Below are 17679 nucleotides of genomic sequence, written 5' to 3'. Positions count from 1 at the left end.
TTTTTATTGGAATGATCAGTCAATGAGAGAAGTGTTAGCGAGTGAAGATCGGGGTGTGACGCCCAAGTGGCAGTTCTGGATCGACCGCGGCGGCACCTTCACCGACGTTGTGGCGCAGCGTCCCGACGGCAGCCTGGTGACCCACAAGCTGCTGTCCGAGAACCCGGCCCAGTACCGCGACGCGGCGATTCAGGGCATGCGGGATCTGCTGGGTGTGGGCAGGGATGAACCGCTGCCGGCGGAACGGATCGATGCGGTGAAGATGGGCACCACGGTGGCCACCAACGCCCTGCTGGAGCGCCACGGCGAGCCGACCCTGCTGCTGGTGACCCGCGGCTTCGGCGATGCCCTGCGCATCGGCTACCAGACCCGGCCGGAGCTGTTCACCCTGGATATCGAGCTGTCGGAGATGCTCTACAGCCAGGTCGTTGAGGTGGACGAACGGGTCGGCGCCCAGGGGGAGCTGATCCGGCCGCTGGACGAGGCCGCGGCACGCGCCGGCCTGCAGTCCGCCCATGACCAGGGGCTGCGCAGTCTGGCGGTGCTGTTCATGCACAGCTACCGCTACCCGGCCCATGAACAGCGGGTGGCGGAACTGGCGCGGGAGATCGGCTTCAGCCAGATCTCCATCAGTTCCGAGGTGAGTCCGCTGATGAAACTGGTGAGCCGCGGCGATACCACGGTGGTGGACGCCTACCTCTCGCCCATCCTGCGTCGCTACGTGGAGCAGGTCTCCGCGGAACTGGACGGCATGCAGGAGGCGGGCGGCCGGCTGCTGTTCATGCAGTCCAACGGCGGGCTGACCGACGCCTACCGCTTCCAGGGCAAGGACGCGATCCTCTCCGGTCCGGCCGGCGGGGTGGTGGGCATGGTGCGCACCGCCGAGGCGGCCGGCTTCGCCAAGCTGATCGGCTTCGACATGGGCGGCACCTCCACCGACGTGAGCCACTATGCCGGGGAGTACGAGCGCGCCTTCGAGACCCAGGTGGCCGGGGTGCGGCTGCGCGCGCCGATGATGCTGATCCACACCGTGGCGGCCGGCGGCGGCTCCATGCTGCAGTTCGACGGCGCCCGTTTCCGCGTCGGGCCGGAGTCGGCCGGGGCCAATCCCGGTCCCGCCTGCTACCGCAACGGCGGGCCGCTTACCGTCACCGACTGCAACGTCATGCTGGGCAAACTGCAACCACAACACTTTCCCCAGGTGTTCGGCCCCCGCGCCGACCAGCCGCTGGATGCGGCGGTGGTGCGCGAGCGCTTCCGCGAGCTGACCGAGCGGATCAACCGGGCCACCGGCGAACGGCGCAGCCCGGAGCAGGTGGCGGATGGGTTCCTGGCCATCGCCGTGGTCAACATGGCCAACGCCATCAAGCGCATCTCGGTGCAACGCGGTTACGACGTCTCGGAATACACCCTCTGCTGTTTCGGCGGCGCCGGCGGCCAGCACGCCTGCCTGGTGGCCGACTCCCTGGGCATGAAGCAGGTCTACCTGCACCCCCACGCCGGGGTGCTCTCCGCCTTCGGCATGGGGCTGGCGGATCGACGCTTGATGCGCGACCAAGCGGTGGAGGCGCGCCTGGCAGCGGAACTGCTGGCGGAACTGGTGACCGGTCTGGAGCGGCTGGAGCGCGACGGGGTGGCGGAGATGCGGGCCCAGGGGGTGCGTGCCGCGGCGATCCGTTGCGAGCGCAAGCTGCACCTGCGCTATCTCGGCTCAGACACCGCCCTGCTGGTCCCGTTTGACGCGCTGCCGGAGATTCAACGGGCATTCGAGCAAGCCCACCAACAGCGCTTTGGTTTCATCTCGCCGGAGAAACCGCTGATTGTGGAGGCGATCCAGGTGGAGGTGATCGGCGCCGGCGAGCATCCCGCACTCATCACCGGAGGAGTAGCGGTCGATAGCGCGCTGCAGCCGTTGGCGACCCATCCCACGGTAATGAACGGCGAGACCTTCGAGACCCCGTTCTACGCCCGTGAGGCCCTGCCGGCGGAACGGCCGGTACAGGGTCCGGCGGTGGTGATCGAGCCGACCGGCACCATCGTGGTGGAGCCGGGCTGGCAGGCGACCCGCACCCGTGACGACAACGTGGTGCTGGAGCGCTACCAGCCGCTGCCGGAGCGGGTGGCCATCGGCACCCGGGTCGATCCGGTGATGCTGGAGATCTTCAACAACCTGTTCATGTCCATCGCCGAGCAGATGGGCATGGTGCTGGAGAACACCGCCGCCTCGGTGAACATCAAGGAGCGGCTGGACTTTTCCTGCGCGGTGTTCGACCAGCAGGGCGACCTGATCGCCAACGCACCGCACATGCCGGTGCATCTCGGCTCCATGAGCGAGAGCATCAAGACAGTGATCCGCGAGCGCGCCGGCCGCATGCGGCCCGGTGACGCCTACCTGCTCAACGACCCCTACAACGGCGGCACCCACCTGCCGGATGTCACCCTGATCAAGCCGGTGTTCGATCCGGCCGGCGAGACGGTGATCTTCTATGTCGCCTCGCGCGGACACCATGCCGATATCGGCGGCACCACTCCCGGCTCCATGCCGCCGGACTCCCGTTCGGTGGCCGAGGAGGGGATACTGATCGACAACTTCACCCTGGTGGATCGGGGCCGCTTCTGCGAAGCGGAGATCCGCGCCTTGCTCGCCGGCGGCCCCTGGCCGGCGCGCAATATCGACACCAACGTGGCCGATTTCCAGGCCCAGCTGGCGGCCTGCGAGAAGGGGGTGCAGGAGCTGCTGCGCATGGTGGATCACTTCGGCCTGGAGGTGGTACATGCCTACATGCAGCACGTGCAGGACAACGCCGAGGAGTCGGTGCGCCGGGTGCTGGATGTGCTGCACGACGGCGAGTTCTGTTATGAGATGGACGACGGCCACCGGGTCTGCGTCAGGATCACCCTGCAGCGCGAGGCGCGCCGCGCCACCATCGACTTCACCGGCACCAGTCCGCAGCACCCCGGCAACTACAACGCGCCGGCGGCGGTCTGCCGGGCGGCGGTGCTGTACGTGTTCCGCTGCCTGGTGGCCGACATGATCCCGCTCAACGAGGGCTGCCTGAAGCCGTTGCAGGTGATCATCCCGGCGGGGTCTATGATCAACCCCGACTACCCGGCCGCGGTGGTGGCCGGCAACGTGGAGACCTCCCAGGTGATCGTCGACACCCTGCTGGGGGCGCTCGGGGTGGCGGCCGGCTCCCAGGGGACTATGAACAATTTCACCTGGGGTAATCGCCAGTACCAGTATTATGAAACGATTTGCGGCGGCGCCGGGGCGACCCGGCAGCGCGACGGCGCCTCGGCGGTGCACACCCACATGACCAACTCGCGACTGACCGATCCGGAGGTGCTGGAGTGGCGCTTCCCGGTACGCCTGGAGTCCTTCGCCATCCGCCGGGGTTCCGGCGGGGCGGGGCGCCAGCGGGGTGGCGACGGCACCGTCCGCCGGCTGCGCTTCCTGCAGCCGATGAGCGCCAACATCCTCGCCGGGCACCGCCGCGTGCCACCCTACGGCCTGGCCGGTGGCCAGCCGGGGCAGGTGGGCCGCAACTGGGTGGAACACGCCGACGGCCGGGTCACCGAGCTGGGCCACCAGGGGCAGGTGGAGATGGCGGCGGGGGATCTGTTTATTATTGAAACTCCGGGAGGCGGGGGCTATGGTGAGCCGTAATTGCTCACGGGGTGAATGGCCTGCCTCGCCGGCCTCACACGATGGCTTGTTTCCTCGAATCCGGCCCCATTTTCAGCGCCTGCCCAAACTCGCTTCGCTCAGACAAGGGCAGGCTTGAATCTGAAAAAGGGGCCGGATTCGAGGCGCCATCAAGATCGGCCAACAAGCCAGGCCAATCACTTACAGGCCGGGTGGGTAGTTACGGTGAACCAACTTAATCAGGCAGGGAACGAACCATGGGATTGACCGAATATTTGACCTTTCTACTGATTGCACTGGTGGCCACGGCAACACCCGGCCCGGCGGTGCTGCTGGCGGTCACCAACGCGCTCACACTGGGCATGCGGCGCACCCTGATCGCCATCCTGGGCAACGTGACCGGCATCGTGCTGCTGGCGGCCCTCTCGTCCGTCGGGCTGGGGGCGCTGCTCCACACCTCGGAGACCGTTTTCCAGCTGGTCAAGTGGAGCGGGGGGCTCTATCTGATCTATCTGGGGGTGCGTCTCTGGCGCAGCGGGTTGGGGCGCTTCCCGGCGAAGGGGGTGGCGGTTGTCTCCCGCAGCCCGGTAAAACTCTTTTTCCAGGCCTTTACGGTGGCGGTTAGCAATCCCAAGGCCATTGCCTTCTGCACCGCCCTGTTTCCGCAATTTGTCGAGCCCACGGCCGCCATGCTGCCGCAGTTCGCCCTGTTGGCCGCTACTTTCGGCCTGCTCTCGTTCACTTTCCTGTTCGGTTATGCCTTTCTGGCCAGCCGCTCCAGCGGCTGGTTGCAAAACACGGACTGGAGTATGCGGTTCAACCGGATCACCGGTGGTCTGTTCGTTGGCCTCGGTTCGCTGCTTATCACCGCGGAGCGTTGATCGCCAGGGGGAAGCCACCGCAGGTGGAACCGGAAACAAGGAATTTGCGTAGCTACTCACCGGGTGATTGGCCTGCCTTGCCGACCTCACACGATGGCTGGACCAAGATCGGCCAACAAGGCAGGCCAATCGCTTACAGACCGGATGAGTAGTTACGAATTTGCATTTATTTAAACGGGAAGGGGTCGGAGTCAATCTGTTTCGCGGTTTCAATCCTGGACGCAATGGCGTTGATTGACTCCGACCCCGTGGTGCGCGTTGATTCCATCCTTAGGTCCGTAAGCGGTGCGTCCTTGCACCACTCCTCGCGGCTGAACAATACTTAGCAGGTAGCACAAGATGTCGGAAAAAAAGAAACAACCCATCGTCTCCTCCTCCCATCTGGTCTCGGACAAGAGTGTCGAGCTGAGCGAGCTGGAGTATGGCCTGATCATCGCCAGCAACGCCTTCAATCGCTGGATCGAGCGCTGCATGACCGCCAGCGGCATGCCCGATCTCAATCCCACCGATATCCTGATCCTGCACAACGTCAATCATCGCGGACGGGCCAAGAAGGTGGCGGATATCTGCTTCAACCTGAATATCGAGGACACCCACACCGCCACCTACTCGCTGCGTAAACTGGTCAAGCTGGGATTGGTGGAACCCGAAAAGCAGGGCAAGGAGAACTTCTTCTCCACCAGTGAGCGCGGCGAGACGCTCTGCCTGCGCTACCGGGAGATCCGCGAGGACTGCCTGGTGGACGCCCTCGGTATCCTCGGCGCCGGCAACCAGGAGATCGGCGAGCTGGCCCGGGTGCTGCGTTCCCTGTCGGGGCTCTACGACCAGGCGGCTCGCGCCGCCTCTTCGCTCTAGATTCGGGCGGGACCAGTGGGCACCGAGGGATCGGAGTCAAGCCGCTCGGAGTGGAGCGGTATGTTCCCCGAAGCGGTGCGGCTTGACTCCGACCCCTCCCGATTCATCATCTCCCAGGGTTGAAAACAACCGTAGGGGCAACCCCCCGTGGTTGCCCGACCCTCCGGGTTGCAACCGACCCGGGCAGGCACGGGGGCCTGCCCCTACGAATGGGTCGCCCGGGCAGGCACGGGCGCAAACCGACGCTTATCTCTGCATAGACGCTTTCTAGTCGTTCTCCTGTTCTGGTTAATCCGCTTGCGTGATGTGGGAATGTGGCAGGGATGAAACAGGGATGGAATTGCGCTAGAGCAAATAAACCTTCCACTTTTTACTCTAGACTGGTCACCATGTTTCCGTTCTTGGCTGGGCTCGCGGGGCGTTATTCCCTCAGGCCGGCCGCCGTCGATGCGGAGATCCACCGCTGCCGGCAGGGGGGATGGTCTCCCACGGAACCGGCCCTGGCCGCGGGATGGTTGTTTAACCATTTGAAATAACGGAGTTATTTTCGGATGCCTGGTGGCGTCTTGGGGCGCGGGGGCGATGGCGCAACAAGCGCTGGCGCTGGCGGGGCGTCGGGTGACCCGCCGATTTGGGTCTGCTGGCCTGTATTTTGCTCTCATCCTGCCAGCTGTCCCGTCATCTGCCCCGGTTGGGTAATGACGATCTGAAATCTGGAGGGCGTGGTTGGTCTGATGGGTAACGCGGTTGGCAACATAGAGGGACGGCTGGATATCGGCCTGCAACTGTCCGAAGGGATCGTGACAGGGGTCGATATCCGCTCATCCCGCCCGCTACAGACGCCGAGGATCTTTATCGGCAAGCGTGTGGAGGAGCTGCTGCAGACGTTGCCGCTGCTCTACAGCGTCTGCGGCACCGCCCAGGCCCATGCCGCCGTGAGTGCCTGTGAACAGGCACTCGGACTGGCGGAGCCGGAATCAACACACGGCGCCCGGGAGGCCCTGGTCTGGCTGGAGACCGCCAAGGAGCATCTGTGGCGGGTGCTGCTGGAGTGGCCCGGGTTGCTCGGCCTGCCGCCGGCGACAACCGGGGTGGGCGAGGTAATGCAGCTGATCCAGCGTTTTCGCGTCGCGCTCTTTCCCCAGGGGCGTCCGTTCATGCCAGGTGCTCGACCGGTGGCGGCGGGCGACGGCACGGCGGAGACGGTGATCGCGGAGTTCGATCGGTTGCTGCGGGAACAGGTGTTTGGGCTACCCCCCGCCCAGTGGCTGGAACTGGAAGATGTTGCCGGGTTGTTGCGCTGGGCGGAGGATAACGCCTCGCCGGCGGCGCGGATGCTGCAGCGGGTACACGACAACGGCTGGAGCGGGCTGGGTTGCTGCCCGGTCGGTGCGCTGCCCCGGCTGGAGACGCCATTTCTGCTGGAGCAGTTGCAGCGGGCCGATGCGCAGCGCTTCATCGCCGCCCCGCAACTGGCGGGTGAATGCCGGGAAACCACCCCCTTCACCCGCGCCCTGGGGCACCCGCTGGTGGCGGCCGTGGTGGCAGCGGACGGTTCCGGGCTGTTGGCCCGGTTAACGGCCCGGCTGGTGGAACTGGCCGGAATCCCCGGCCGGTTGCGTGCGCTTGGACTGTCTCAAGAAGAGACCGCGGATGCCGATCCTGCCCGGGAGCCGGTGCTGCCGGCGGGCAACGGCATCGCTCAGGTGGAGGCGGCCCGTGGCCTGCTGGTTCACCGGGTGGTGTTGCAGGAGGAGCGGATCGCCCGCTACCAGATCCTGGCCCCGACCGAGTGGAATTTTCATCCGGACGGGGTGCTGGCCGAGGGGTTGAAGGGGTTGCAGGCGGATTCAATGGACGATCTGCACCAACAGGCCGCCCTGTTGATCAATGCCATCGACCCCTGTGTGGGGTATGAACTACGCATCGAACAGGATTGAGTACACAGGAATGGGTAGGATGCTGGTGAGCTTGCGAACCGCATCGTTCGCGGGCTGTATAGGCTTGATGCGGTTCGTGCATCACCGGCATCCCACATCGAGCCCCGTAGTTTGTAGCCCGGATGAAGCCCACTCCATGGGAGCCTAACGGGCGCACAGCCCCGGACGGGCGAAATCCGGGATGGTGTCGGTCGAAGCCTGCTCCCCGGATTCCGCCGCCGCTGGCGCATACGATTTCCCTGTCGGGGGGTAGCGGCTCCATCCAGGCTACGGTGCTACGCATCGAACAGGATTAAGTCGGTAGGGTGGGCACGCTTTTTGTGCCCACGCGGTTTGTTGTTTCCGTGCAGGCGCGTGGGCACACACAACGTGCCCACCCTACGGTTGCTTTATGAAGAGCCGTGTAACACAAAACATTTGCGTTTATTCGCGTCCATTCGCGGCTTAAAAAGTGTTTTTTACAGACAGCAACAGGCATTGATGCATGCACGAAATGTCAATTTGTGAAGGGATACTGCAGGTCATGGAGGAGCAGGCCGCCGCCCAGCAGTTCAGCCGGGTCAAGTCGGTCTGGCTGGAGATCGGCCCGCTGGCGGGGGTGGAGCTGGAGGCGCTGCGATTCGGTTTCGATGTGGTGACGAGCCACAGTTTGGCCGAGGGGGCGCGACTGGAGATTATCGAGCTGCCCGGGACCGCCTGGTGCCTGGAGTGCTCGAAGAGCGTACCGATCCGGCAGCGTTTCGACGCCTGCCCGGAGTGCGGCAGTTTTCAATTACAGATTACCGGCGGCGATGAGCTGCGAATCAAAGAACTGGAGGTGGACTGATGTGTACCGTATGCGGCTGCGGCGAGGGCGAGACCCGTATCGAGGGGCAGGACGTGGGTCATGCCCATGATCATCACCACCCTCATCATCACCATGGCGATCATTCCCATGCGCATGGCCACGAACACGACCATGACCATGACCATGACCATGACCATGATCATGATCATGAGCACAGCCATGACCACGACCATGCCGGGCACCAGCACCACACCCACGGCCACCATCACCACGACTACGGCCAGGGGCCGGCCCACGCCCATGCCCCGGGCATGAGCCAGTCGCGCATGGTGCAGATCGAGCAGGATATACTGGGCAAGAACAACCAGTACGCCACCGCCAACCGGCAGCTGTTCCAGGATCAGTCGATCCTGGCGCTGAATCTGGTCTCCAGCCCCGGTTCCGGCAAGACCACCCTGTTGACCCGCAGCATCGATGACCTGAAAGGGGAGTTGCCGATCAGCGTCATCGAGGGGGACCAGCAGACCGCCAACGACGCCGACCGGATCCGTGAAACCGGGGTGCCGGCGCTGCAGATCAACACCGGCAAGGGGTGTCACCTGGATGCCCACATGATCGGTCACGCCATGGAGAGCCTGCAGCCGGCCGACAACAGCCTGCTGTTCATCGAGAACGTGGGCAACCTGGTCTGTCCGGCCGCCTTCGACCTGGGCGAGGCACACAAGGTGGCGATCCTGTCGGTCACCGAGGGCGAGGACAAGCCGCTGAAATACCCGGACATGTTCCATGCCGCCGACCTGATGATCCTGAACAAGACCGACCTGCTGCCCTATCTCGATTTCGATGTGGAGAAGTGCATCGGGTTTGCCCGGCGGGTCAATCCCGATATCGAGGTGCTGCAGCTCTCGGCCAAGAGCGGCGAGGGGATGGAGGCCTGGTACCAGTGGATCCGGTCACGCATGGCATAACCCGCGGCAACGGCGTGGGCACAGACTACGAGCCCACCCGGCGTCGCTTGAGGTTCCTCGTTCCCACGCTCTGCGTGGGAATGCATACCCACCGGCAACGGTGAGGAGTGGTACATGAGGAGTGGAACAGGGATGTACCGTTTACGGAGCTGAGGATGGCATGCGCCCCTCGGGCTTATCCACTCTACGAAACAGTTGTAGGGGCGGCTTCAGCCGCGAACGATATAGAGGTATTACTACAATGTGTCTGGCGATTCCCGGCAAGGTGGTCGAAATCGACGAAGCCGCCGACATGGCCACCGTCTCGGTGGGCAACGTGAGGAAGGAAGTCTCCACCGCGCTGGTGGAGGATGTCGCCCTCGGCGACTACCTGCTGATCCATGTCGGCTACGCCCTCAACAAGATCAGCGAGGAGGAGGCGGCTAATACCCTCAAGCTGTTCGAAGAGGCGGGCATGCTGGCGGAGGAGGTGTTATGAAAAATTGGCAGGAGAGCCAATATTCACGGCCGCAGGCCGCCCGTCAGGGTGCGGCACACGACTGCATGGATGCAGGAGGTAGAGCAACGCAGGGAGCAGTTGCCGAGGGATGTGCCGCATGAAATACGTCGACGAGTTCCGCGCCAAGTCGACGGCACAGAAGCTCTCCCGGGCGATCACCGCAGAGGCCGATCCCGAGCGCCGCTATCACCTGATGGAGTTCTGTGGCGGCCACACCCACGCCATCTTCCGCTACGGGGTGCAGGATCTGCTGCCGGAGAACGTGCGCCTAGTGCATGGCCCCGGCTGCCCGGTCTGCGTGCTGCCCATTGCCCGAATCGATATGGCAATCGCCATGGCCGAGCAGCACGGCGTCACCCTCTGCTCCTACGGCGACATGCTGCGGGTGCCGGCCTCGCAGCGCAAGAGCCTGCTCAAGGCCAAGGCGCAGGGGGCGGATATCCGCATGGTCTACTCCACCCAGGACGCGCTCAATATCGCCAAAGAGCAGCCGGATAAACAGGTGGTGTTTTTCGGCATCGGTTTCGAGACCACCACCCCACCCACCGCGGTCGCCATCAAGCAGGCCCAGGCGCTGGGACTGAAAAACTTCTCCGTGTTCTGCAACCACGTACTCACCCCGGCGGCGATCCAGAACATCCTGGAGTCGCCCGAGGTGCGCGAGCTGGGCACCGTCTCCCTGGACGGTTTCCTAGGCCCCTCCCACGTCAGCTCCATCATCGGCAGCCAGCCCTACGAGTTCTTTGCCGAGGAGTTCCAGCGCCCGGTGGTGATTGCCGGCTTCGAGCCGCTGGACGTGATGCAGTCAATCCTGATGCTGGTGCGCCAGCTCAACGAGGGGCGGCACGACGTGGAGAACGAATACACCCGGGTGGTCTCGCCCGAGGGCAACCTCAAGGCGAAAAGACTGGTGGCGGAGATCTTCGAACTGCGCCGCAGCTTCGAGTGGCGCGGCCTGGGGCTGGTGCCGTACAGCGCGTTGCGGATTAAAAAACCGTTTGCCGAGTTCGATGCGGAGTTGCGCTTTCCGGTGGAGGAGGTGCGGGCCGCCGACGTCAAAGGCTGCGAGTGCCCGGCCATCCTGCGCGGCGTGAAGCGGCCCACCGACTGCAAGCTGTTCGGCACCGTCTGCACCCCGGAGAATCCCATGGGTTCGTGCATGGTCAGCTCCGAGGGGGCTTGCGCCGCTTATTGGACCTACGGGCGGTTCCGCGAGCAGGCGGCGTCGTAGGCTTCCGCGGATGGACGCAAGAATCCCGTCTTGTTCAGGATTTCATGGTGGATGCGCAAGCTTATCCACCCTACGTTTTAAGCCGCTGTTGAAAAGGATGCAGGATGTAGGGTGGATAAGCGAAGCGCATCCACCAAGCTTGAAGGGTGGGCACGCCGTCTGCGCCCCCGGTGTTACTTGACAGGATCGCATCCGCGTGGCCACAAAAAACGTGCCCACCCTACGGTTGCTCGGGCAACCACGGGGGGTTGCCCCTACGGACCGATGAATTTTTTTGGCAGATGAATCGAAACGCATGAATAAAAAAAGATACACCAGCCGACTGGACCTGAAAAACGGTACCGTCGACATGACCCACGGAGCCGGCGGCCGCGCCATGGCCCAGCTGATCGACGAGCTGTTCGTCGGCAGCCTGGACAACGAGCTGCTGCGCCAGGGCAATGATCAGGCGGCCTTCGACGTACCCCGGGGGCGCATGGTGATGAGCGTGGACGGTCACGTGATCTCGCCGCTGTTCTTTCCCGGCGGCGATATCGGCTCCCTGTCGGTGCACGGCACCGTCAACGACGTGGCCATGTCCGGCGCCAGGCCGCTCTACCTCTCGGCCGGTTTTATCCTGGAGGAAGGCTTCCCGCTGGCCGATCTCAAGCGCATTGTCGAGAGCATGGCGGCGGCCGCCAACCTGGCCGGTGTACCGGTGGTGACCGGCGACACCAAGGTGGTGGAGAAGGGCAAGGGGGACGGCGTCTTCATTACCACCACCGGCATCGGCATGGTGCCCGAGGGGATCAACATCTCCGGCGACCGGGCGCGGCCGGGCGACCGGATCCTGGTCTCCGGCAGCATGGGCGATCACGGCGTCGCCATCATGTCGAAGCGCGAGAACCTCACCTTCGAGACCACCATCGAATCGGACTCCCAGTCGCTGCACGACCTGGTGGCCGCCATGGTGGAGGCGGTGCCGGATATCCACTGCCTGCGCGATCCGACCCGCGGCGGTCTCGCCTCGACCCTGAACGAGATGGCCCAGCAGTCCGGCGTCGGCATGCAGTTGCGGGAGGAGGAAATCCCGGTCAAGCCGGAGGTGCATGCCGCCTGCGAACTGCTGGGACTTGATCCGCTCTACGTGGCCAACGAGGGCAAGCTGATCGCCATCTGCGCGGCCGCGGATGCGGACCGGCTGCTGGCGGTGATGCGCGCCCACCCCAAGGGGGCGGAGGCCGCCATCATCGGCGAGGTGATCGAGGACGAGCACAACTTTATCCAGATGGAGACCAGTTTCGGCGGTAGCCGCATCGTCGACTGGTTGGCCGGCGAACAGTTGCCGAGAATCTGCTGAGTGATTAAACGATGAAGATCCTGTTACTGACCCACGCCTTCAACAGCCTCAGCCAGCGGCTGCATATCGAACTGAAGCAACGCGGCCACAGGGTCTCGGTGGAGTTCGATATCAACGACGCGGTGACCGCGCAGTCGGTGGATCTGTTCCGGCCCGAGCTGATCGTGGCGCCATTCCTCAAACGCGCCATCCCCGAGTCGATCTGGCGTCACCACACCTGCCTGATCGTGCACCCCGGCATCAAGGGCGACCGCGGACCCTCGGCGCTGGACTGGGCGATCCTCAACGGCCAGACGGAGTGGGGCGTCACCGTGCTGCAGGCCGATGCCGAGATGGATGCCGGCGATATCTGGGCCAGCGTCAACTTCCCCCTGCGCGACGCCAGCAAGGCGAGCCTGTACCGCAACGAGGTGACCGAGGCGGCGCTGCAGGGGGTGCTGCAGGCCGTGGACAATATGCAACAGCCGGGCTTCGTCCCGGAGGCGCTGGACTATGACCGGGCCGATGTCAAAGGCCGCCTGCGGCCGCTGATGCAGCAGACCGACCGGCGCATTGACTGGCAACGCGACGACACCACCACCGTGCTGCGCAAGATCCGCTGTGCCGACGGCTTTCCCGGCGTGCGTGACTGGATCTTCGGCCAGGAGGTGATGCTCTACGACGCCCATCCCGCCGAGGGGTTGGCCGGCGAACCGGGAGCGCTGCTCGGTCACAGCGGCCAGGCGATCTGCCGTGCCACGGTGGACGGCGCGGTGTGGATCGGCCACCTGCGCGACAAGCAAGGCGCGCACCCGTTCAAGCTGCCGGCCACCCAGGTGCTGCACCATCTGCTGGCCGACCTGCCGGAGATCAATGCGGGCTACAGCGACATCCGCTACGAGGAGCGGGGTCGGGTCGGTTACCTGCACTTCCCGTTCTACAACGGCGCCATGAGCACCGACCAGTGCCGGCGGCTGCGCGAAGCCTACTGCACGGCGCGTGAGCGCGATACCCGGGTGATCGTGCTGATGGGCGGGCCGGACTTCTGGTCCAACGGCATCCATCTCAACACCATCGAGGCGGCGGAGAGCCCGGCCGACGAGTCCTGGGCCAACATCAACGCCATCAACGACCTGGCGCGCGAGATCATCACCACCGGGAGCCACCTGACCGTCTCCGCCCTGCAGGGCAATGCCGGCGCCGGCGGGGTGTTCCTGGCGCGCGCCGCCGATTATGTCTGGGCGCGCAGCGGCGTGGTACTCAACCCGCACTACAAGGACATGGGCAACCTGTACGGCTCCGAGTACTGGACCTACCTGCTGCCGAAGCGGGTCGGCGCGGAGCGGGCGCGGCGCATCACCCAGGCACGCCTGCCCATGGGCACCGGGGAGGGGTGTGAGCTGGGACTGCTGGACGACTATTTCGGCGGCGATAAACGGCAGTTCCTCGAGCAACTGGAACAGCGGGCCACGGCCCTGGCCGAGGATGCCGATTTCGCGCGCCTGCTGGCGGACAAGGTGGCGACCCGCGAGGCCGACGAGCGCGAAAAACCGCTGGACGAGTATCGCCGCGAGGAGCTGGAGCGGATGAACCTGAACTTCTACGGCTTCGATCCCAGCTACCATGTGGCGCGTTACAACTTCGTCTACAAGGTACCCAAATCGAGAACCCCGATCACCATTGCCCAACACCGCGACATCACCCGACGCGCGGAGGATGACTGGAGTCAGGCGTCATGAATGAACAACCCACCCTGCTGATTGTGGATGACGAGGTACGCGGCCTGGAGGCGCTGGTGCGTATTCTGGAGGACGACTTCGATGTGAAGACCGCCACCAACGCGCGCGACGCGGAGCAGATCCTGGAGCGGGAGTGGGTGCATATCGTGCTCTGCGACCAGCGCATGCCGGAGACCACCGGGGTGGAGTTCCTTACCAAGGTGCGGCGGCAGTGGCCCGATGTGGTGCGCATGATCCTCTCCGGCTATACCGACGCCGAGGACATCATTCAGGGGGTCAACGAGGCGGGCATCTACCAGTACATCACCAAGCCGTGGCATCCCGACAGCCTGCTGCTGACTCTGAAGAACGCCGCCCACCTGTTCGATCTGCAGCGCGAGAACGAGCTGCTGAATATCGAGTTGAAACGCAATCCCGATGTGCTGGAGAAGAAGGTCAGCGACAAGCGCCGCCAGCTCAAGCAGCAACACCACAGCGATGACGGTATCGTGCGCGCCGACGGCAGTCCGATGGACAAGGTGTGCGCCAAGGTCAACCGGGTCTCGCCCTTCGACGTGACGGTGTTGCTCTCCGGCGAGTCGGGCACCGGCAAGGAGCTGTGCGCCCGCGCCCTGCACTACAACAGCCTGCGCGGCGACAAGCCGTTCGTGGTGGAGAACTGCGCCGCGCTGCCGGACGAGCTGCTGGAGAGCGAGCTGTTCGGCTACAAGCGCGGCGCCTTCACCGGCGCGGTGGAGGACCGGGCCGGTCTGTTCGAGCGCGCCGACGGCGGCACCATCTTCCTCGACGAGATCGGCGAGGTGTCGCCGGCGTTCCAGGTGAAACTGCTGCGGGTGATCCAGGAGGGGGAGATCCGCCCCCTGGGCTGCGCGCGCCGGCGCAAGGTGGATGTGCGCATCATCGCCGCTACCAACAAGGACCTGGAGACTGAAGTCCGGGCGCGGCGTTTCCGCCAGGATCTCTATTACCGCCTCTCCACCATCGCCATCCACCTGCCGCCGCTGCGTGATCGCAAGATGGACATCCCGCCCATCGCCCACGCCCTGCTGCAGTCGGCCATGCGCGCGCTCAACAAGCAGGTGGAGGGCTTCACCCACGAGACCCTCGCCTGCATGCAGGCCTATCACTGGCCGGGCAATGTGCGCGAGCTGCAGAACGAGATCCAGCACATGCTGGTGATGAGCAACGAGCCGGTGCTCGGTGCCGACCTGCTGTCACCCCGGGTGCTGCGTGCCGCGCCCCACGAGGACGAGGCGCAGCTCGATCTGCTGGCCACCCTGGACGGTTCGCTGAAGGAGCGGATCGAGTCGATCGAGGCGCGTATCCTGCGCGAGTCGCTGATCCGCCACCGCTGGAACAAGAGCCAGGCGGCACGCGACCTGGGGCTGTCGCGGGTCGGCCTGCGCAGCAAGCTGGAGCGCTACGGCCTGGAACAGACCAACGGGGAGGATGTGCTTTGCAATGAGGATGCCGAGAGTGAAGTCGATCTCTGATACGGGGTTTTCAATGGCCAGGAACCTAGGCTGGGTTAGACAAGGTAGGGTGGGCACGTCTTGTGTGCCCACGCTGGCATCCGTTGCACCCGCGTGGGCACAAAAAGCGTGCCCACCCTACGACACTGCACCACTCCTCACCAATACCACGGTGGATGCGCTGTCGCTTATCCACCCTACGGAGCTGCGTAGTTTTGTAGGGTGGGTTAGGCGCGCCCTGCGCAGTAGGTGGCCGTTTGCATGGAACCTTGCGCGCGCCGTAACCCACCGTTTGGCGGTTGGGGAGTCGGTGGGTTACGCGGCGCCCGGGTTTTATCGGGGTCTGGAAATGCAGTGCCAGTGCGCCGCTAACCCACCCTACGACACTGCCACGGTGGATGCGCTGTCGCTTATCCACCCTGTGAGACCTGATCGCACCCGTGTAGGAGCGGCGCCCCGCCGCGATGAACGTTCAGAGGCCAGTGCCCCGGCCAATCGGCCCGGGGGCGGGCCTCCTACAGGTGGGGTAGCTGGATGTAGGGTGGATAAGCCGGTAGGCGCATGCCATCCTCAGGTCCGTAAACGGTACATCCATGCACCACTCCTCACCAATACCACGGTGGATGCGCTGTCGCTTATCCACCCTGTGAGACCTGATCGCACCCTTGTAGGAGCGGCGCCCCGCCGCGATGATCGATCAGAGGCCAGTGCCCCGGCCCATCGGCCCGGGGGCGGGCCTCCTACAGGTGGGGTAGGAGCGGCTTCAGCCGCGAACATCGCAACCAAAGCCGCGCCAGCGGGGGGATGGATACCATGGTAATTGATCAGGGCGTCAAGGGCGCCGGCAGCCTGATGTCCCGGCTGGGATCGGACGAGCAGATGCCGCTGGCCAGCAGCAGCGAAGAGGCGTGGATCGAGGTGATCCAGAAGATGGATCAGGTGTACGCCGACCTGGTGCGTTACCAGGTGGAGCTGGAAGAGAAGAACAGCGCCCTGGAAGAGGCACAGCGCTTTATCGAGAGCGTGCAGGCGGCGATGACCGACGTGCTCATCGTGTGCGATATCCGCGGCCGCATCCAGCAGGCCAACACCGCCCTGGAACGGATCACCGGGCGCCGCGAGCAGGAGCTGTTGAACCGCTCGTTCAAGGAGCTGTTCGGCGAGTCCTCGCAGTCCCTGGTGGACGGATTTGCCGACAAGATCCGCTCCGAGACGGTGTACGACTGCGAGGTCAACCTGATCCGGGCGGACGGTACGCCGACCCCCCTGGCGATGAACTGCAGCTCCCGCTACGACCCGAATGGGCGCCTGGTGGGCATGGTGCTGATCGGCCGGCCGGTGGGTGAGCTGCGGCGCGCCTACGAGGAGCTGAACGCCACGCACAAGGAGCTGAAACAGGCCCAGGAGCAGCTGGTCCACTCGGAGAAGATGGCCTCCCTGGGGCGCCTGGTGGCGGGCGTGGCCCATGAACTGAACAACCCGATCAGTTTCGTATTCGGCAACATGCACGCCCTGAAACGCTACGGCGAGCGCATCACCCGCTATCTGGAGGCGATCCACAAGGGAACCGACGAGGAGACGCGCGAGGCGCTGCGCAAACAGCTCAAGATCGACCACATCCTGGCGGATATCGGCTCGCTGATCGACGGCACGCTGGAGGGGGCTGAGCGGGTCAGCGATATCGTACTGGACCTGCGCCGTTTCTCCGGCAATCAGCAGGAGGATATCCAGCCCTTCATGCTGGCCCCGGTGGTGACCACCGCGGTGGACTGGGTGGTGAAGGCGGCGCGGCGCAAGCCCGACGTGACCCTGGAGCTTCCGGAAGGCCTGGAGGCGGTGGGCATCAAGGGACTGGTGCACCAGATCCTGGTCAACCTGGTGCAGAACGCCATCGACGTGATGGACGACCAGGACGAGCCGCGCCTGGTGATCCGCGGCTGGCGCGACTGGGACCAGGTGCGGATCGAGGTGCGGGACTTCGGGCCAGGTATCCCCAAGCAGGACCTGATGCGGGTGTTCGATCCCTTCTTCACCACCAAGGACGTGGGCAAGGGGACCGGCCTGGGACTCTATATCAGCTACGGCCTGGCCAACGACCAGGGCGGTTCGCTGCTGGCCTCCAACCACCCGGACGGCGGTGCCATGTTCACCCTGACCCTGCGGGCGGCCTGAGTGATGTGGTGCGGTACCCACCACGGGATGAGTAAACCGGGTAGGGTGGGCACGCCCTTTGTGCCCACGCGGTTGCATCAACGCGGAGTGACGGCGTGGGCACAGAAAACGTGCCCACCCTACGGTGCTGTAGGAGCGGCGCCTCGCCGCGATGATCGAACCGGCGGTGGT

Annotated in this window: 12 protein-coding genes; all 12 read left to right on the top strand. The window is 64.7% G+C overall.

Annotation, left to right across the window (positions count from 1 at the left end):
* Positions 1-22 precede the first annotated feature (22 nt).
* Complete coding sequence (locus NPX02_RS00985; RefSeq protein ID WP_260291243.1) at positions 23-3667, top strand: hydantoinase B/oxoprolinase family protein; 3645 nt, start codon at positions 23-25, stop codon at positions 3665-3667.
* 236 nt (positions 3668-3903) lie between these two features.
* Positions 3904-4527, top strand: coding sequence for a LysE family translocator (locus NPX02_RS00980; protein WP_260291242.1), 624 nt, complete (start codon positions 3904-3906; stop codon positions 4525-4527).
* Between the two features lie 339 nt (positions 4528-4866).
* Positions 4867-5382, top strand: a complete 516-nt coding sequence (locus tag NPX02_RS00975; protein ID WP_260291241.1) for a winged helix DNA-binding protein — start codon at positions 4867-4869, stop codon at positions 5380-5382.
* A 734-nt stretch (positions 5383-6116) separates the two neighbouring features.
* A complete protein-coding gene (locus tag NPX02_RS21310) occupies positions 6117-7322 on the top strand; it encodes a nickel-dependent hydrogenase large subunit (RefSeq protein WP_305792685.1) in 1206 nt (401 codons plus the stop codon).
* Between the two features lie 484 nt (positions 7323-7806).
* Positions 7807-8148 carry a hydrogenase maturation nickel metallochaperone HypA gene (gene hypA, locus NPX02_RS00960; RefSeq protein ID WP_260291240.1) on the top strand — a complete coding sequence of 114 codons (342 nt, stop codon included), beginning with the start codon at positions 7807-7809 and terminating at the stop codon, positions 8146-8148.
* Positions 8148-9077 carry a hydrogenase nickel incorporation protein HypB gene (gene hypB, locus NPX02_RS00955; RefSeq protein WP_260291238.1) on the top strand — a complete coding sequence of 310 codons (930 nt, stop codon included), beginning with the start codon at positions 8148-8150 and terminating at the stop codon, positions 9075-9077. The genes hypA and hypB overlap by 1 nt, the downstream gene beginning before the upstream one ends.
* 241 nt (positions 9078-9318) lie before the next feature.
* Positions 9319-9555 (top strand): HypC/HybG/HupF family hydrogenase formation chaperone, encoded by a 237-nt coding sequence (locus tag NPX02_RS00950; RefSeq protein WP_260291237.1) that lies wholly within the window; start codon positions 9319-9321, stop codon positions 9553-9555.
* A gap of 118 nt (positions 9556-9673) precedes the next feature.
* The gene (gene hypD, locus NPX02_RS00945) at positions 9674-10807 is read left to right on the top strand and encodes a hydrogenase formation protein HypD (RefSeq protein WP_260291236.1); all 1134 of its coding nucleotides are present in this window, start codon (positions 9674-9676) and stop codon (positions 10805-10807) included.
* Between the two features lie 295 nt (positions 10808-11102).
* On the top strand, positions 11103-12146 hold the full coding sequence (gene hypE / locus NPX02_RS00940; protein ID WP_260291235.1) for a hydrogenase expression/formation protein HypE: 1044 nt from the start codon (positions 11103-11105) through the stop codon (positions 12144-12146).
* 11 nt (positions 12147-12157) lie between these two features.
* Positions 12158-13864, top strand: a complete 1707-nt coding sequence (locus NPX02_RS00935) for a hydrogenase maturation protein (RefSeq protein WP_260291234.1) — start codon at positions 12158-12160, stop codon at positions 13862-13864.
* The gene (locus NPX02_RS00930) at positions 13861-15357 is read left to right on the top strand and encodes a sigma-54-dependent transcriptional regulator (protein WP_260291233.1); all 1497 of its coding nucleotides are present in this window, start codon (positions 13861-13863) and stop codon (positions 15355-15357) included. The genes NPX02_RS00935 and NPX02_RS00930 overlap by 4 nt, the downstream gene beginning before the upstream one ends.
* A gap of 792 nt (positions 15358-16149) precedes the next feature.
* A complete protein-coding gene (locus tag NPX02_RS00925; RefSeq protein WP_260291232.1) occupies positions 16150-17508 on the top strand; it encodes an ATP-binding protein in 1359 nt (452 codons plus the stop codon).
* The last annotated feature ends 171 nt before the right edge of the window (positions 17509-17679 follow it).

Origin of the sequence: Sedimenticola hydrogenitrophicus (assembly GCF_025175675.1) — a bacterium.
Taxonomy (GTDB): domain Bacteria; phylum Pseudomonadota; class Gammaproteobacteria; order Chromatiales; family Chromatiaceae; genus Sedimenticola; species Sedimenticola hydrogenitrophicus.
The sequence above is the reverse complement of the archived record's forward strand: the minus strand, read 5'-3'. Positions and strand labels throughout refer to the sequence as shown.